We start from the raw sequence: 17,329 nt of genomic DNA, 5'->3' as shown, positions 1-17,329 counted from the left end.
TTCCCTTATAAAATGAAACTTTAATCAGGAAGGGCTTTATACATCCTCCGCTAATTATTAACCCTCACCACTCGGGCTGCCCATTAATGCGGAGTTTTATTGGAATAAAAAGAGGAGGCATATTTGTGAGAAATATAATAGATGATCCAATACAAAAAAACATAGAGCTATACTATGCTTTTATTCAATTCGTTTCAATGATAACATTACAAAAAGTATCAGCTATTGAAACACGTAAAAACGAATTAAAAAATCAGATGAAAAATGCAGGACAAAAAAACCCTTATTACGTATAAAAAAAGGTGAACAGGTTATATTCCTGTTCACCTTTTTAAATTATTTATAAATTTTCACACGGTCCTCTAGCGGTTGGAATTCTTTTTCACCAGCATGTACTACCGGTTTACCAAATGGCATTTGCGCAATAAGTTTCCAATTTGCTGGAACATCCCACTCTTTTCTCACTTCTTCATCAATTAGCGGATTGTAATGCTGTAACGTAGCACCAAACCCTTCAATTTCTAAAGCTGTCCAAATTGCAAATTGTAACATTCCTGATGATTGCTGAGACCAAGTTGGGAAATTATCTTTATATAATGCAAAGTTAGCTTGAAGGCTTTCCACTACTTCACTGTCTTCAAAATATAAAACCGTTCCATAACCACTTTTAAATGCATTCATTTTTTCTTCAGTAGGTGCAAAGTTATTTTCAGGTACAATTTTTCGTAACGTTTCTTTCGTAATATCCCATAATTTATCATGTTGTTCTCCTAATAAAACAACAATGCGAGCACTTTGAGAATTAAAAGCTGAAGGTGTATGTTTTACAGCATGATAAATCACTTCTTGAATTTTCTCATCAGAAACTACTTGCTCTTTACTAATTGCATAAATAGATCTTCTGTCTTCAATTGCTGAGTAAAAATCTTTTGCCATCATAATTCCCTCCAATTTTCAATTGAGGCTATTTCATATGTATATATCATATTACGCCCCCTCAAACTTATTATTAATAAGCTTATAACTTTATAATATCACAGCAACAAACAAACTCAAATAATAACACTTATATTTAGACCCTTTTTCCTTTTTAAAATGAAAATAAAAAGACTGTTTGTTGTTATCTAAAATTAGTAACAACAAACAGTCTTACTTATGTAGCGATCTAGATTCGTATTTTACTTACTTAATTAACTAATCCAAATGCATACGACATTAACTTATTTGTCTCTGTAAAACGTTTTGTTTTACTTGATGTCCCCATGACCACTGTAATAATTCGATTATCGCCTTGCTTTGCAGTCCCAGTAAAACAGTATCCTGCACTATCTGTAAATCCAGTCTTTAGTCCGTCCATTCCTTCTATATATAAACTTTTATTATTTTTATTTAACATGTCGTTTGTGCTTATAACATTAATATTATTAAATGCTAGCTGACTTTGACGTAAGTGAGTCACTTCTAATATTTCCGGATAATCTTTTATAAGATGATACGCCAATTGTGCTACATCACCAGCCGTCATTTTTGTTTCACTTCCATCTGGCTCTTGTAATCCAGAAGCATTTGCAAATTTAGCATGTTCCGACATTTTTAACTGTTTCGCTTTTGCATCCATAAGCTGAACGAAATCTTTCTCCGATTTTGCCATATGTTCTGCTAAAGCCACAGCTGAATTATTAGCTGACTCAATCATTAATGCATGATATAAATCTTTAACGGTTAATGTGTCATTAACTTGTACTGGGATTCTCGCTCCCTCTGTTTGTGCCGCCTTCGCACTCATTTTCACTGGATCTTCCCAGCGAACTTTCCCGTTATGTATACTCTCTAGTAAGAGATACGCTGTCATCATCTTAGACATACTAGCCGGTGCAAAAGCTTCATTTTCATTATATTGATAAATAATATCTCCATCACTCGCATCGATAATCATAGCTGCTTTTGCGTTAATTTCTGGTGGGATGTACTTTGGCGGGACTACTTTTTCAGTAAATCCTGCTTTAGGTAGTTCTGCCACTTGCAAAGGTTGTCCCTCTACATTCGCTATGCTCTTTTGATTTCCTTGGAATAAGAACCAACATATCCCTAAAATAATGACTAATAGGACTGTCATCCTTCCCCATTTTAACCGATTCATTTCAAAACTCCTTTAGCAAACCTTTTATACACTCACATTTAACCTTATCAACAATTCCTTTATACAGTCAAGGTAAAAGGTATATTTATTCATAGTACAGCAATGATTATTTTAATTTATTTATGTTAAACTTACAATATTGAAACGTAAGAAAATTTAATAATAAAATCTCGTAAATAAAGCGAAACTTTAATCAGCCCCACCAATCAGGCTACCCGTCAAATAGCGAGATAAACTATTTAATAGAAGGGATTCATACAAATGCTACTTCCAAAATCATTAAAATACGGAGACACAGTTGGGATTTACTCCCCTTCTTCACCAGTAACCTACACTTCACCAAAGAGATTTGAACGAGCAAAATCTTACTTACAACAGAAAGGGTTTCATATATTAGAAGGTTCATTAACAGGTCGATATGATTTTTATCGTTCTGGTAGTATACAAGAGCGTGCTGAGGAGCTAAATGTCTTAATAAGAAATCCTAATATTTCTTGTATTATTTCAACAATTGGTGGGATGAATTCAAATTCAATATTACCTTATATTGATTATGATGCTTTTCTAAAGAACCCTAAAATAATGATTGGGTATTCAGATGCAACTGCTTTATTACTAGCAATTTACACCAAAACAGGAATTCCTACATTTTATGGACCAGCTCTCGTCCCTTCCTTTGGCGAATTTGAACCTTTTGTTGATTGCACATACAAATATTTCGCTGAAACTTTACTACATGATCATTCTCTTCCTTATCATATAAAACAACCATTATTTTGGTCAGATGAATTTATTAATTGGGAAGAAAAGACAAAGGAGAAAGAACTTCGACCAAACGATTGGATTTCAGTAATTGATGGAAAAGCTACTGGGCGTATTATTGGCGGGAATTTAAACACGATACAAGGAATTTGGGGTAGCCCCTATATGCCACATATTCAAGAAGGCGACATTCTCTTCATTGAGGACAGTTCAAAAGACGCAGCTACTATCGAAAGAAGCTTTTCATTACTTAAAATTAACGGTGTATTCGATAAAATTTCAGGTATCATTCTTGGAAAACATGAGCAATTTGATGATTGTGGTACAAATCGAAAACCTTTTGAAATACTACTAGAAGTACTTCAAAATCAAAGAATTCCTTTTCTAGCTGACTTCGATTGTTGTCATACACATCCAATGATTACCATGCCTATCGGTGTTCAAGTAGAGTTGGATGCAACAAATAAAACGATACATATTGTAGAACCTTGGAAAAAATGAATGCATGGCTTCTATTGTTTTACAATAAAAGCCATGATACTATATAATTTGGAATGTGAAAGATTAAACAAAATACGTTCCAATATCTATTATTAGGAAAAGATAGATATAAATATATATTTATATGTAAAAGAGAGTGAATAAATGAAACCAACTATTAAAAATTACGTATTTTTACATGTAGCTTTTTTGATATATTCTATCATTGTGGTTTACATGAAATGGGCAGCTAAGTTTCCCATTGCTTCCATCTCATTTTTTATTGCTTATTTCGGACTAGTTGTACTTTTATTCGGATATGCAATTTTATGGCAACAAGTAATTAAGCATTTCGAAATATCGAAAGCATATTCACATCGCGGAATTATTATACTGTGGTCAATGCTTTGGTCAGTAGTTCTATTTGGAGATACGATACAGTGGAATCATTTACTTGGTGCGGCTATTATTATCGTCGGAATTGTGGTGGTGACAAAAGATGAATAGTTATATGTTGTTATTGATCTTTGGAATCGTATTGGCCAATTACTCACAAATTTTATTAAAAAAGGCTACTTTACAGCAATATGATTCTAAATTAAAAGAATATGTAAATCCATATGTAATCATCGGTTACTCTTTATTTGTACTTAACGCAGGATTCAATATTATCGCCTTAAAGGGACTGACAATAAATCAAGTCTCTGCATTAGAATCATTAAGTTATATCATCATATTAATTTTCGGTTGGTATTTTTTAGGTGAAAAAGTAACGAAAAGAAAAGTAATTGGGAATACCATCATTTTAATGGGTGTTGTGGTGTATTTTATTCAGTAATCACTTATACAAAAAGCTCCGTTTATCACAAACGGAGCTTTTTACTATTGACCTAAATTTTGCACTTTATCTTTCAAATCTCGAACTTGATCTACCGTCTGCATAAGCTCAGAGTTTTTAAATTGCTCTACATCCACTTTTCCTTCTTCTATCTTTGTCATCGCCGTATCAATTAACGTATTTAACTTTTCGTTATATCCGACGATTTGTTGATGAATATCCTTTGCTACATCAGGTGGCGTTAATTCATTGAATGCGGGTATATCTTGTTTAATTTCACTAAGCTTCGTTTCTAATTCTTTTCGAGCCTCGCTATCATTAACGGCCTTTTCTGCTAATGCTGGTGCATCATTTGCAAATGCACTTATTTCATTTACATAGTCTGTCGCCTTTTGAGCATAATCTATGGAGTTCTTTCCTTCTTCCACTATTGAACATCCCATTAAACCAATTGAAACTATAAATACTAATAAAATTGATTTTATTTTCATTTTAGACCCCCTTCGTCTTTATCATTGTCTGTAATTTTCTCTATACATAACTTCTAGCTAAATTGTTTATAACCTTTTTCAAATAGCTATTTATCCTCTTACATGCCCTATTATCGTTACAACATCTATTTCTATATGTACGCTTATAATATCTTCAATTATATCCATATATCCTTGTCCTATAGCTGTTCCATAGTGTAATGTAAGCCCCTTCTTTTCATACACTGACTTTGGCACTGAAAAAATAAATCTCCTCAAGTTTCTTTCATCAGCTGGTTCCATAATTAAAACAATCCCATCCTCATCAAACATATACGCTCGCCCTCCAACTTTACATTCACTATGGCTCAGTATTGCCTTGGTCAGCAAAATTTAAAACACAATAAGTTAAGATACTCTCTGCTCTATCATAAAGTGAAACTTTAATTAGCCCTCACCAGTCGAATCTTTATCGGCAAATAGCGGGATAAAGTGAAAGTTTAATCAGTGAGGATTTTGTTCATCCCCCACTGGCTATCAGCCCGATCCCCACCTAACTTCTTTACTTCCGCTGAATTTTGAGGTAGGGTCTTACTGCCCTGCAAATAGCGAGATAAAAATAAAAAACATTCATTCTTTTTTGTTAAGAATGAATGTTTTTTAAAAAATCAATTTCTAACTCTAGCATCTTTTTTTGACGAGGTTTTACTTTTCTTACGGGAACTCCAGCGTAAATATACCAATCATCTAAACTCTCTTTTACCATACTCATCGCACCGACTGCCGTACCTTCTCCTACCGTTACATTTGGAAAAATAATAGAATTAGCACCAATAATCACATGTTTTTTTAAAATAACTTTTTCTGCTTTCACATTCCTATATTGATTCGGGACGGTTGGACCCATTAATGTATTTCCACTGAAATCATCAAGTACTGCATATATGATTGTTTTAGCTGAGATGTTTGCAAAATCATGCATTTCAATCCCAACTTCCCCTCCATATAACGCTGTATACGCTGATATGTGCGAATAACTTCCAATTGTGATTTTACCACTTAAAATGCAAAAATCATCAATTCTTACATGATTGCCAACTGATATAGCACTCGGATTATATATACTTGCTTTTTTACTAACCAATACATTTTTCCCAACAGATAAAAATCCAACTTTCTTTAGTTCTTCTTGACTATAAAAACTATTCATCTACCGACACCACCTTCTGCTCTAAACAAATTACAATTTGCTCTACTAGTTCTTTCGTCATTCCTTCCCATAAAGGTAAACTTACGATTCGTTTTGCTATTTTATTCGTCTTTGTTAAATCTGTAGACTTATAGTTTTTAAAAAGAACTTGTTGGTGGCAAGATGGTGAAAAGTATAATCTAGCTTCTATTTTCTGTTTTTTCAGTTCTTCTATTACTTGTATGTTGCGAACTTCTTCTGGACAAATGATAGGCATAAATTGGTGAATAACTGCTTCTGTCTTTTGGACTTTCCACCCTTTTTTCATTAACCCAGTATTTTGTAACAACTGTTTATACCATTCAGAAATACGGCTGCGTTCTTTTAATTTTTGATCCCACTTTTTTATAGTCGCAATCCCAATAGCGGCTGCGTATTCAGACATTTTACAATTAAACCCCATCATCGTGCATTCACGATTTTTATCAAATCCGAAATTCCCCATTCTTTTAATATGTTGTATATCTTCTTCGTTTTTACTATATATGAGCCCTCCTTCACCAATTCCGAAAGGCTTTGTTGCATGAAAGCTATATACGATCATTCCACTAAAATCTTGACCGTAATGCATCCCTCCATTCATTAAACCAAATCCCGGCGCCGCATCTACGACAACCGGAATCCCCTTCTTCTCTAATTCTTCATATTTTTCTAAGTTCATCCATGATCCAAAAGTGGCGTACGGGATAACAATCGCAACCTCTTCTTTTAATTCTTCTATCTTATCCAAAAGTACGGTTTTATCCATATACCAATCATCTATTGAAATATCAATAAAGTAAGGTTCCAGTCCACACCAAATAGCGGCTAAGGCAGTCGCAGGGAATGTAAAACTAGGCATGAGAGCATACTTTCCCTTTCTTCTTTTCTTTAGTTGAATAGCCGCCATTAACCCTAACGTTGCGTTTGCTACTGTTGTAACAGCTCCCCTGTTTTGAAAAAATGACGACATAATTGTTTCCTCAAAACGTTGATTTATAGGTCCATAATTCGTATATATGTGAGATGTATCAATTTCCTTCAATTCGTCCAAATACTCACTTACAGGTACAGTTGAAGCACGTAAAAAAGGAATATTCTCCATATCTATCTATTCCTTCCTATCATTTTCGGACAATATAGAGCATATCTGTTTCAGATAATCCAAATTTCCTAGCACCTTTCATTCCTTGTTTTTCCGCTATGTTATATAATTCTACCTTAAATCCTGCATTCATTAATCGTTGAATAAATCCCGATTGATTGTAAATTCTCACATGATCTTCTTGACCAAAAGCTAATTTCCTCAATTGTGGTGTTACAATTAATTCATTCTCTATAATAAAATCTACATTCATTACGATCGGTACTTGAATAATTCCCCATCCATTTGGCTTTAACACTCTATATAACTCTCGCATTGCTTTGTCATCATCAGGAACGTGTTCTAACACATGGCTACATAATATTACATCAAAAGTATTACTATCATATGTAATCCTTGTAACATCAATTTCCTTCATTAATGGATCCTTTGGTTCTAAGTCACCACATACATACGTAATATTTTTATACTCGTTAAACCAATCTCTTAACTTCGCTTCAGGTGCAATATGAAGCATTGTATAGTTTCTATTTAACAAGTCCGTTTCCGTTTCAATGTACGCACGGTACAATCTTTCACGATCCATCGAATTACAAACTGGACATATCCCTGTATCTTTATTCCACATTTCAAATTTATATTTCGGAAAATCATAATGTGCTGGCCAAGGTGAAAATTTTTCAAATTGTTGATTACAATATTGACAATAACAAGATTCTTTCTCGAACATATGAGCAACTAACTTATTTAAGCCTTTTTTTATCTTTTCATTATAAATTTGATCTAGTTCGCCATTTCTTACTGCATCCTTAACTATAAATCCCGCATTTTCTAAACAATAAGATAAACTCTCTTTATACTCACTTTCGGAGCTTAAAAACCCACTATTATATGCATCTATAATTAATTCAATCCACTCTTCAATTGTCATTAAAATAAAATGCATTTGTTTTTGATTTTGTCCACTATGTTGTCTAAAATAACTAAGAGGTTCATGTATATAAACTACTTTTCCTTTCCTCATCATATCTAGCCAAGTTGCAATGTCATTAATAGCAGAATAAGCCTTTCCTTTAAAATATCCAAACTTCCCGTCAAACAAATCCCGATTAAACAAAACAGTTGTCGGCTCACCAACTACATTTTTTAAGTTTTTTAACATATAATTTCCTAATTCTTTTCCTTCAAAAAGTGTAGTTTCTTTCGCGATTTTCATATTTAATGTTGAAGGTGGTAATATCTCTCCATTCTCATCAATCAGTTCACGATATGACGTCACAAATGAAATATTTTCTAACGTCAAAAAGTATTTCATCATTCTCTCGATCTTTTCATGATGAAATAAATCATCATCTAATAAAAAGTTTATATAGTCCCCATTCGCAAGTTCTACACACTTATTAAAGTTTTCGGCAACTAACGGCGTTTCATTTTTAACATATGTAATACACTTATATTCACGTAAGTACGGTTGAATCATAGCATTGACTTCATTATTTGTACTATCGTCAGAAATAATAATTTCAATATTTTCATATGTTTGATTCAAAGCGCTGTTGAGTGCTAATTCCAAGTAATAAGGTCTATTGTATGCAGGAATAAGTATACTTACTTTCGGTAATGAAGAATTATTATTTATATGTTGTTTTTTCTTTTCTATGTTTATTTTCTTCGCTCTAATTTTTTGGTAATAGTCTAATGTATATAATATTGATGATGGAACTATCCTTCTTGCATAATCTAGAAAATTAGTTATCGCTTTGTCTAACTCTTTTTCGGTGGATAAGAAACCATATTGTTCTCCTGCTATAATACTGTGTGAAAAATCTTCTAACCCATCCATCATTTTATTAGATTCATTTAACTGTTGATCTGGATGTAATCGAAAGTAACTCAGTGTCTCTGCTATATATACTGCTTTTCCTTTACTTAATAAAGATAACCATGAAGCTATATCTACGTTACATAAATACCGCCTCTTATCAAAAATCCCATATGGTTCTTGTAAATCATTTTTACGAAATAAAACTGTTGTCGGTTCTCCAATATAATTTTTTTGATCCACAATTACCTTATTTCCTAATTCTGTTCCCTCTATAATGGTATCCTCTTCAAATAAACGGACAGTCGAATAAATATGTCGCAGTTCTTTCCCTTTATCATCAATGACTTGACGATGAGATGTTACAAGCTTAATTTCATTATCTAAATCATTGAAAAAATACTTCATCATTTTTTCAATTTTATTCACATGAAATACATCATCATCCATTAAAAAATTTATATACTCACCGTTCGCTTCATTAAATAACATTAACGCATTTTCAAATTGTCCGAGAGTTGACCTATTTTTTATATAAATAATATTTGAATGATCACATAAGTATTTTTGTAACAATTTTTCTGTTTCATCATTCGTGCTGTCATCTCCAACTATAATTTCTATATTAGGGTACGTTTGTTCTAACACACTACATAACGCCTTTTCAAAGTAACTAGGACGATTATACGTAGGAATTAATACACTTACCAACGGAAGTTGCTCTACCATTTCTTCAGTTCTTTCAATACGAGTTCTCATTTTAACTCTCTCACCTCTTCGCATATTATTTATATACGCGACACAAAAATCACATTACTTTAACTGTATGGAGCCTATATACTTTTATGCAAACATGAAACAAAATATCATACTTTTCGTTCCTGAATAAACATATTTAATAATGCGGACATTTTATTTGCACCTTTTTTATTCATATGATCACTATCATAAAAATCATCGTCACAAAATAATGGCGAATCAAATAGATCTATAATTTGAAAAGAATATTGAGTTTGAAAATCATTTATAACTTTATAAAAATCTTCTTTTAATTTCTTACTACTACAATTGAAATAATGTGAAGTAACAGGGAACACAACAATTAATGGCTTTATATCGTTTTTTAACAGTAATTCTAAATATTTCTTAAAAATCATTTTATTTTCAACTAAAGTATGAGGATACGCCAATTTAGCATGTGAAGCTGCTCTTATTTTCCCGTGTTCTTCAAAAGGAATATGAAGAGAAGTAGTATTCCATTCAGCATTTATCCAAGGCAGCGTCAATGATTCATCTTTTAGTTCGTCTAATAAAATATATTCAAAATGCAAATTAAAAATAGAAAGGAGTGGTTTCGGAGTATTTAGATGTGAGAATCCATCAGTGGGTAGAGGAGAATGAACTACAGTATGATGACCATCTTGAAACAATGGATAATATACTTTGTGAATTCTATATGATTCAGATGATAACGACATATCAAAGTAAAACGAGAAATAGGCTATTCCTATTAAACAATATTGAAATGAATGATTATTTGATAAAAGTTGTGACGCTATTAAATAATCATAGTATAGATCTTGCGATGGAAGTGTTAATTTTATTGACTTTTTTGAGAGAAGCTCCGTACTTATGCCACAATGTGGATAAGACAAACCGGTAGCAAACAATTCATACGTCGGATCACTCTTTGCTTTTTTCATAGAAATGTATAAAGACATAAGATCCGGATTTATTTGATAGATAGAAATTAATTTATCCTTCCATTCATACATGTATTTTGTTAAATTAATAATTTTTGAACTTTGCACGCCCCTATTTATCAAGTCATTTGTAAGTTTTTCTGCGTCCCCTCTCCAAATGACTATATATTGAAAAGAACTTTCTATACGAACAACATCTGAAACGTCTACAACATGAACTATTGTTTTACATTTATTTTTGTCTAACGTATTTCGAATCCTCTCCCCTGATAACTCATCACTTAAAACAATGATTTTATATTGCTCCTTCATGTACATCCCCTCCATTATATGTATAATATGAAATTCATTTTTAATTCGTAACAATCATATACACCTGCAATCTAACAAAAAAATAGCTCCACCATTAGGCGTAGCTATTTTTACAATTATTGCTTATTCAAATCATATTCCTTTATCTAACTCATAAAGTTTACGATACTTTTCATTTTCTTTCAGAAGTTGTTTATGACTACCTTGCATGACAATTTGGCCACGATCAAGGAATATAACTTCGTCTACATGTTCTATTCCTACAAGATGGTGCGTAATCCAAATAACCGTCTTTTCTTCCGTTGCAGAAAACATTGTTTCGATTAAAGACAATTCTGTTTTTGGATCTAAACCGATAGTCGGTTCATCAAGTACAATAATTGGTGTTTCTTGCATAAGAGTTCTAGCAAAAGCAACCCTTTGTCTTTCCCCACCAGAAAACCGCTTTCCCATTTCATGCATTTTTGTTTGTAATCCGTCTGGAAGAGAAGTAACATGTGAAGCTAATTGTGCTTTCTCTAAAGCTTTCCATATCTCTTCATCCGTCGCCTCCGGTTTGCCAATTCGTACATTATTTCCAATTGTCGTATCAAACAAATGCGGCTTTTGATTTAATACAGAAATATATTTAGATAAAAGATTCGTATGAGCTCGTTCACCATTCAATACAACTTGGCCATTTACTGGGCTTAACGCCCCTGTTAACAATTTTAGTAAAGTAGATTTCCCTGTCCCACTTCTCCCTAAAATAGCAATTTTCTTCCCTGCTTTTATTTGTAATGATACATCTTTTAATACAATCTCATTACTATCTGGATAACTATACGATACGTGATTCAGTTCAATATCTACATGTTTTGGTTCAATATAATCTTTCTCTCCATGCAAATCCGTTTCATCATGTAAAACACTATCACTTTCTACGCCATTAAGACGATGGGTAGATTCTACGTACGACGGTATTCGATCGATGGCATCTGCAATAGGAATAAGCGCGTTTGTTACAGATAAAGTCATTAATACGAAAGCTGCGATAACTGTAGGAGCAATTTGTTCACTTGCCGCTTCATTCCCAGTCCATATGATCATCGAAATAACTACAATACCTACTACTAATTGAATGATACTGTCCCGAATATGATACCAGCGTTTCACTCTCTTTTCGATTTTTAACAACTGATCATTTTGTTTTACATACTCATTAATAAATTCATCTTTACGACCACTTGCTTGCCAATCAGATAATCCAAAAACAGCATCTGTCAGTTGTTGATACAAACGGTTTCTTCCTTGCTTTAAAGTAACATGATGTTTCTTCATCAAAAGTAATGATACAAACGGAAGAAGAAAAACGATAATAGCTAACATACAACCTACAATAAGTGCAAAAACAAAATCAAATGCACCGATAACAAGTACGAAGATACTATAAACAACTAGCGCTAATATGCTAGGAAATATTGTACGTAAATATAGGTTTTGCAAATGCTCTATATCTTCGGATAACACTCCTAACATATCACCCGTTTGAAATCGAGAACGGAAAAATAACGCCTGTGGTTCTACTATTCTATATAGCCTCGTTCTCATTTTTTCTAATATACGTAGTACGACATCATGTCCGACTAGGCGCTCTATATAATGAAATACAGCTTGCCCTATACTAAACGCTCTTGTTGCAACAATAGGAACATATACAGCCATTACATTTTCTGGTCTAAGGGCAGATTTTGAGATCAAATAACCTGAAATAAAAAGTAACATCGCTCCTGAACTAACTCCAAGAAGACCAAGGAAAATAGTTAAAGTCATTCTACCTTTATTTTGTTTTATATAAGGTTTAACCCAGTTACTCATTTCTCTCCCCTCTCTTCCCTATGAAAATGTAATGTCTCATTCTCTAAAAGTTCTTCATACGTCCCACTTTCTTTCATTTCCCCTTTATTTAGAATAAGAATATGGTCCATTTGTTTCATCCAATGTAGACGGTGAGTTGCTAAAAATACTAACTTTCCATTAAATAGACGTAACATCGCTTGCTTTATTTCAAATTCGGTTTCAATATCAAGATGTGCCGTAGGCTCATCTAATAAAATGATTGGTTTTTTACTTAAAAGCGCACGCGCCATAGCAACACGCTGTTCTTGTCCGCCACTTAGCATACGTCCACCTTCTCCAATTCTTTCGTGTATCCCATTTGGAAGTGATGTAACGAGTGAACGAAGGCCGACTTCATTAATAACTCTTTCAACTTCTTCATCTGTTGCATTTGTTTCATAAAAACGAATGTTATCCTTTAATGAAAGCGGAAAAATATAAGGTTGCTGCGGAATATAAGCAATATTTTTTTGCCAATCTTCACGAGTAGATCCATCAACTTCTACACCATTTACTAACATCTTTCCACTCGAAGGAGATAAAAAACCTGCTAATACGTCGATTAACGTCGATTTCCCTGCACCACTTTCACCAATAACACCAATAGCACCGTTACCTTCCCAAGTAAAATTAATTCCTTCTAATATAGCCTTTTCAGATTCAGTATTATTAACTTTGATATCTTGTAATTTCAAGCTACTAGAGGCATTCCATACTATATCTTCATTTAAATCTTTCTTTTGTATTCCTTTTTGTTGTTGCAAAATCTCTTCTATTTGCTCCATCGCAATTTGTCCATCTAATGTCGCATGATAATTTGCTCCCACTTGTTTAATCGGCAGAAAATATTCCGGAGCTAAAATCAAAATTGTAAGGGCTGGTAATAGTATAATCGTTCCATTTATTAAACGTATCCCTAATCCAACTGCCACAAACGCAATTGATAAACTCGTAAAGAAATCTAATGCAAAAGAAGAAAGAAAAGCAACTCGCAAAGTACGCATCGTTGCTTTTCTATATCTTTTACTTACTTTTTCAATCTTTCCTTCGTGCTGTTCACTTTTCCCTAAATACTTTAATGTTTCTAAACCTTTTAACGTATCTACAAAATGATTCGAAAGTACACGATATATCTCATACTGACTATCTGCCATTTTTTGCGCTGCTAATCCGAGAAGAATCATAAATATGATCACGATAGGAATCGTTACAACTAAAATGATTCCAGACTCAATATCTAGCGTAAAAACATATAGTACAATTAGACCTGGAACGATACTACTTCTAATCATTTTAGGAATCGTTAATTCAATATATGTTTTAAATTTCTCAATCCCCTCAATTGATAAGGTAACCAGATGACCAGTTCCAACAGTTTGAACATACCTTGGACCTAATGTGAAATATGCCTCTATCAATTGTTTTCTTAGTAACGACCCTGTTTTTTCAGCAAAACGTTCCACTAATATTTGTGATGTTCGAACTACTATGTTACGCGCTGCAAACGCGATACCAAAATAAACAACTTCACTTAATATTGTTTGTACTGTCTCTCCATGAAATAAAAACGTAATAGCTCGTGCTAAAAAGATTGTTTGCGCAATAATACTAAAAGCTTCTAAAATACTAATAATCGTTAACGCTACATATAAAATACGGCTACCGGGATAAGACGGAAGTCCTCTTTTTCTTTTCATTAGTACTCCAAATCGTTGTCTGACTTAACAGGTTGTCTAAATACATAATAACTCCATATTTGACTTCCGATAACGAAAGGCAAAATAGCAATCGCAAAGTAAGTCATAAGTTTTAATGCATAAGCTCCTGATGCTGCGTTGTAAATTGTCAAATCATTCATTGCTCCTAAAGAGCTAATCATAACACGTGGGAACATACCGATAAATACACTCGCACTTAGTAAAATTATCGTTAAACTCGTCATAAAGAAAGCCCAACCATCTCTTCTTCTTTTATTTAATAAAGTGGACACTAATAGTGCTACAAAAGCTCCGATTGGTACCATAATCCATTCTGTTCCATGAGCAGTGAAAATGTCGGTTTTCCATAACCCCACACCAGCAAAAACAAGAAGTGTAAGTAATGAAAATGGTGCAATTTTTATTGCAGCAATTCGTGCACGTTCTCTCAATTTACCAGTTGTACGTATCGTAAGAAATTGTAATCCGTGAACAATACATAGTAGGAGAAACATTACTCCTCCAAGTAACGCAAATGGATGAAGTAATTGCAAGAATCCACCTACAACATTTTTACTCTCATCAATAGGTACACCTACCATAAAGTTTGCAATCGCAACTCCCCAAAGGATAGGAGGTAACATACTTCCAATAAACATCCCCCAATCCCATGCACTCTTCCATTTATGATTATCTATTTTCGCACGAAATTTAAAGGAAACACCTCTTAAAATTAAAGCAAGAAGCATAAATACAAATGGAATATAAAAACCACTAAATAAAGTTGCATACCAGTGCGGAAATGCCGCAAACATGGCTCCACCAGCACAAACAAGCCATACTTCATTCGCGTGCCAGAACGGTCCTATTGTATTTAAGTAAACTCGTTTTTCAAAATCATTCTTTCCTAAAAACCTCGAAACCATTCCTACACCAAAATCGAAACCTTCCAGTACGAAGAATCCAACAAACAAGATTGCAATAATTAAAAACCACAACTCATTAAGAGATAACATACTCTTCCTCCTTATCAAATGGATCATGGCTTTGATAATCCTTTTTCGTTTTCTTATTCGTGTGGCCCTTAATGGTACGAACGAATAAGTACACACAAATTCCACCCATAATTAAATACATTGATGTGAATGAAATAAGTGAGAATAATACTTCACCGAATGTTACATTTGGTGATACAGCATCTTCTGTTTTCATTACACCAAATACTACCCAAGGTTGACGACCCATTTCAGTCATAATCCACCCTACTGTATTACCGATGAATGGAAGAGAAATTGCATACACCATTAATTTTAAATACCACGTTTTTTCAGCTAAACGATCTTTTCTTGATAAGAACCATCCGTAAGCTCCTAGAAGAAGCATGAATGTTCCACTCATTACCATCGCTCTAAAACTCCAAAACATTGTATGCACTGGAGGAATATAATCTCCAGGTCCATATTTTTCCTCATATTGTTTTTGAATTTGATTCATCCCTTCAACTTGACCGCTAAACTTATCATACGATAATAGACTTAGCATATAAGGGATTTGAATTTCAAACGAATTTTCTTTCTTCTCTGTATCAATTTTCGAAAATACTGTAAATGGTGCTGGATCCTCACTTGTATTCCATAGCGCTTCAGCTGCCGCCATCTTCATTGGATGTGTCTTAATTAATTGTTGCGCTTGTGCATGACCAAAGAATAATACAAGCGCCGTTGTAATTGTTCCAACAATGATAGAAATTCGGAAAGATTTTTTAAATACTACAGTTTCTTGTCCTTTTGTAATTTTCCATGCACTTACACCAGCAATAAAGAATGCACCTGTTGCAATTGCCGCTGTAATTGTATGCGGGAATTGTACCCATAGTTGTGGGTTTTGAATAATGGCTAAGAAATCATTCATTTGCGCACGACCATCAGCTGCCATTTCATACCCGACAGGTGACTGCATAAATGCACTTGCAGTTAAAATCCAGAATGCTGATAACATCGTTCCAATTGAAAGGAGCCAAATACACATTAAGTGAATTCGCTTCGGTAATTTGTCCTCACCGAATACCCATAAACCTAGGAATGTAGACTCAATGAAAAATGCCAGTAATCCTTCAATTGCAAGCGAGGGACCAAATACATCACCTACAAAACGTGAATACGTTGACCAGTTCATACCAAACTGAAATTCTTGTAAAATACCTGTTACTACACCTACTGCAAAGTTAATAAGGAATAATTGCGTCCAAAACTTTGCCATCTTCTTATATACCTCTTGCCCTTTTACCACATACAACGTTTGCATGATTGCAATAATAAAAGCTAAACCAATTGACAGCGGAACAAAAAAGTAATGGAAAATCGTTGTTGATGCGAACTGTATTCGTGCCAATTCGAGCGTTTCCATACTAAAATCACTTCCTTCATAGTTTTTATAATAAAAGTTAATTGAGCAATCTTATCAAACTCAATTATTAAGAAATACGAAAAGACAAAAACATTTTGTATGTATTGTCGAAAAATATGAAGTTTCAGTTTTTCAAACTATTGTAATGCTATTTTTTACCTTTTCACTATTTCTGTAGTGTTTTATTCGTTAATCGAATTGTATAATATACCTGCATAGTAAATTCAGGTTATTTTTGACGTATTATTGACATCATTTTGTCTGAAATATGTCTTTTGTCATTTTTTTGAATCAGATTTTTCTCATTAGCAAAATGTGTTTTTTCAATATACTTCTTACTTTTATATCTATAAAACAATCGTTTTTTCTTCATACGCTTGACTTTTACTCGAAAAAATGTCCTCAAAAGCACCCACGATAAATGCTTATTTTTTGTCAAGAGAAAAATGTATTTTCAAAATTCAAACTCGAAATAATGTTATTCAAAA

Annotated in this window: 16 protein-coding genes; 4 read left to right on the top strand and 12 right to left on the bottom strand. The window is 33.3% G+C overall.

Going from position 1 to position 17,329, the window contains the following annotated elements:
* Positions 1-125 precede the first annotated feature (125 nt).
* Complete coding sequence (locus ACTFRM_RS05800; RefSeq protein ID WP_001244279.1) at positions 126-296, top strand: hypothetical protein; 171 nt, start codon at positions 126-128, stop codon at positions 294-296.
* Between the two features lie 40 nt (positions 297-336).
* Here the strand turns inward: ACTFRM_RS05800 and ACTFRM_RS05795 are convergent, their stop codons facing one another.
* Positions 337-939 carry a nitroreductase family protein gene (locus ACTFRM_RS05795; RefSeq protein ID WP_440043119.1) on the bottom strand — a complete coding sequence of 201 codons (603 nt, stop codon included), beginning with the start codon at positions 937-939 and terminating at the stop codon, positions 337-339.
* A 247-nt stretch (positions 940-1,186) separates the two neighbouring features.
* Complete coding sequence (locus ACTFRM_RS05790) at positions 1,187-2,140, bottom strand: D-alanyl-D-alanine carboxypeptidase family protein (RefSeq protein ID WP_001080871.1); 954 nt, start codon at positions 2,138-2,140, stop codon at positions 1,187-1,189.
* Between the two features lie 261 nt (positions 2,141-2,401).
* On the opposite strand from ACTFRM_RS05790, the gene ACTFRM_RS05785 reads away from it, so the two are divergent.
* The 3 genes from ACTFRM_RS05785 (at position 2,402) to ACTFRM_RS05775 (ending at position 4,220) form a co-directional block, all read left to right on the top strand.
* Complete coding sequence (locus ACTFRM_RS05785; RefSeq protein WP_000926331.1) at positions 2,402-3,403, top strand: S66 family peptidase; 1,002 nt, start codon at positions 2,402-2,404, stop codon at positions 3,401-3,403.
* Between the two features lie 144 nt (positions 3,404-3,547).
* Positions 3,548-3,889, top strand: a complete 342-nt coding sequence (locus tag ACTFRM_RS05780) for an EamA family transporter (RefSeq protein ID WP_000805132.1) — start codon at positions 3,548-3,550, stop codon at positions 3,887-3,889.
* A complete protein-coding gene (locus ACTFRM_RS05775; protein WP_001089877.1) occupies positions 3,882-4,220 on the top strand; it encodes an EamA family transporter in 339 nt (112 codons plus the stop codon). Before ACTFRM_RS05780 ends, ACTFRM_RS05775 begins: the two co-directional genes overlap by 8 nt.
* A gap of 44 nt (positions 4,221-4,264) precedes the next feature.
* Here ACTFRM_RS05775 and ACTFRM_RS05770 read toward each other — a convergent pair whose 3' ends face one another.
* The 10 genes from ACTFRM_RS05770 to cydA form a co-directional block, all read right to left on the bottom strand.
* Positions 4,265-4,711 (bottom strand): DUF6376 family protein, encoded by a 447-nt coding sequence (locus ACTFRM_RS05770; protein WP_000695202.1) that lies wholly within the window; start codon positions 4,709-4,711, stop codon positions 4,265-4,267.
* Between the two features lie 90 nt (positions 4,712-4,801).
* Positions 4,802-5,023: a hypothetical protein gene (locus ACTFRM_RS05765; protein WP_000459099.1), complete on the bottom strand. Its 222-nt coding sequence runs from the start codon at positions 5,021-5,023 to the stop codon at positions 4,802-4,804.
* A 310-nt stretch (positions 5,024-5,333) separates the two neighbouring features.
* Complete coding sequence (locus ACTFRM_RS05760) at positions 5,334-5,900, bottom strand: acyltransferase (RefSeq protein WP_001084189.1); 567 nt, start codon at positions 5,898-5,900, stop codon at positions 5,334-5,336.
* The gene (locus ACTFRM_RS05755; protein WP_000427966.1) at positions 5,893-7,023 is read right to left on the bottom strand and encodes a DegT/DnrJ/EryC1/StrS aminotransferase family protein; all 1,131 of its coding nucleotides are present in this window, start codon (positions 7,021-7,023) and stop codon (positions 5,893-5,895) included. The genes ACTFRM_RS05760 and ACTFRM_RS05755 overlap by 8 nt, the downstream gene beginning before the upstream one ends.
* 19 nt (positions 7,024-7,042) lie before the next feature.
* Positions 7,043-9,604: a glycosyltransferase gene (locus ACTFRM_RS05750; protein ID WP_001260414.1), complete on the bottom strand. Its 2,562-nt coding sequence runs from the start codon at positions 9,602-9,604 to the stop codon at positions 7,043-7,045.
* A gap of 107 nt (positions 9,605-9,711) precedes the next feature.
* Positions 9,712-10,860: a hypothetical protein gene (locus ACTFRM_RS05745; RefSeq protein ID WP_000664263.1), complete on the bottom strand. Its 1,149-nt coding sequence runs from the start codon at positions 10,858-10,860 to the stop codon at positions 9,712-9,714.
* 132 nt (positions 10,861-10,992) lie between these two features.
* Positions 10,993-12,717 (bottom strand): thiol reductant ABC exporter subunit CydC, encoded by a 1,725-nt coding sequence (cydC, locus tag ACTFRM_RS05740; protein ID WP_000073645.1) that lies wholly within the window; start codon positions 12,715-12,717, stop codon positions 10,993-10,995.
* Positions 12,714-14,435 (bottom strand): thiol reductant ABC exporter subunit CydD, encoded by a 1,722-nt coding sequence (cydD, locus tag ACTFRM_RS05735; protein ID WP_000824042.1) that lies wholly within the window; start codon positions 14,433-14,435, stop codon positions 12,714-12,716. The genes cydC and cydD overlap by 4 nt, the downstream gene beginning before the upstream one ends.
* Positions 14,435-15,451 (bottom strand): cytochrome d ubiquinol oxidase subunit II, encoded by a 1,017-nt coding sequence (gene cydB, locus ACTFRM_RS05730; protein WP_000950076.1) that lies wholly within the window; start codon positions 15,449-15,451, stop codon positions 14,435-14,437. Before cydB ends, cydD begins: the two co-directional genes overlap by 1 nt.
* Positions 15,438-16,841 carry a cytochrome ubiquinol oxidase subunit I gene (gene cydA / locus ACTFRM_RS05725; protein WP_000448870.1) on the bottom strand — a complete coding sequence of 468 codons (1,404 nt, stop codon included), beginning with the start codon at positions 16,839-16,841 and terminating at the stop codon, positions 15,438-15,440. The genes cydB and cydA overlap by 14 nt, the downstream gene beginning before the upstream one ends.
* Between the last annotated feature and the right edge of the window lie 488 nt (positions 16,842-17,329).

Origin of the sequence: Bacillus cereus group sp. MYBK227-1, from assembly GCF_051916325.1 — a bacterium.
Lineage (GTDB): Bacteria > Bacillota > Bacilli > Bacillales > Bacillaceae_G > Bacillus_A > Bacillus_A cereus.
Note: the sequence above shows the minus strand (reverse complement) of the source record. Positions and strands in the feature narration are given on the sequence as shown.

What these genes read in the sequence shown, in the direction of transcription:
- ACTFRM_RS05755 (WP_000427966.1), bottom strand. Translation starts at nt 7,023, where the DNA reads ATGGAGAATATTCCTTTTTTACGTGCTTCAACTGTACCTGTAAGTGAG.
- ACTFRM_RS05790 (WP_001080871.1), bottom strand. Translation starts at nt 2,140, where the DNA reads ATGAATCGGTTAAAATGGGGAAGGATGACAGTCCTATTAGTCATTATT.
- ACTFRM_RS05745 (WP_000664263.1), bottom strand. Translation starts at nt 10,860, where the DNA reads ATGAAGGAGCAATATAAAATCATTGTTTTAAGTGATGAGTTATCAGGG.
- ACTFRM_RS05750 (WP_001260414.1), bottom strand. Translation starts at nt 9,604, where the DNA reads ATGAGAACTCGTATTGAAAGAACTGAAGAAATGGTAGAGCAACTTCCG.
- cydA (WP_000448870.1), bottom strand. Translation starts at nt 16,841, where the DNA reads ATGGAAACGCTCGAATTGGCACGAATACAGTTCGCATCAACAACGATT.
- cydD (WP_000824042.1), bottom strand. Translation starts at nt 14,435, where the DNA reads ATGAAAAGAAAAAGAGGACTTCCGTCTTATCCCGGTAGCCGTATTTTA.
- ACTFRM_RS05795 (WP_440043119.1), bottom strand. Translation starts at nt 939, where the DNA reads ATGATGGCAAAAGATTTTTACTCAGCAATTGAAGACAGAAGATCTATT.
- ACTFRM_RS05785 (WP_000926331.1), top strand. Translation starts at nt 2,402, where the DNA reads ATGCTACTTCCAAAATCATTAAAATACGGAGACACAGTTGGGATTTAC.
- ACTFRM_RS05775 (WP_001089877.1), top strand. Translation starts at nt 3,882, where the DNA reads ATGAATAGTTATATGTTGTTATTGATCTTTGGAATCGTATTGGCCAAT.
- ACTFRM_RS05780 (WP_000805132.1), top strand. Translation starts at nt 3,548, where the DNA reads ATGAAACCAACTATTAAAAATTACGTATTTTTACATGTAGCTTTTTTG.
- ACTFRM_RS05765 (WP_000459099.1), bottom strand. Translation starts at nt 5,023, where the DNA reads ATGTTTGATGAGGATGGGATTGTTTTAATTATGGAACCAGCTGATGAA.
- cydC (WP_000073645.1), bottom strand. Translation starts at nt 12,717, where the DNA reads ATGAGTAACTGGGTTAAACCTTATATAAAACAAAATAAAGGTAGAATG.
- cydB (WP_000950076.1), bottom strand. Translation starts at nt 15,451, where the DNA reads ATGTTATCTCTTAATGAGTTGTGGTTTTTAATTATTGCAATCTTGTTT.
- ACTFRM_RS05760 (WP_001084189.1), bottom strand. Translation starts at nt 5,900, where the DNA reads ATGAATAGTTTTTATAGTCAAGAAGAACTAAAGAAAGTTGGATTTTTA.
- ACTFRM_RS05770 (WP_000695202.1), bottom strand. Translation starts at nt 4,711, where the DNA reads ATGAAAATAAAATCAATTTTATTAGTATTTATAGTTTCAATTGGTTTA.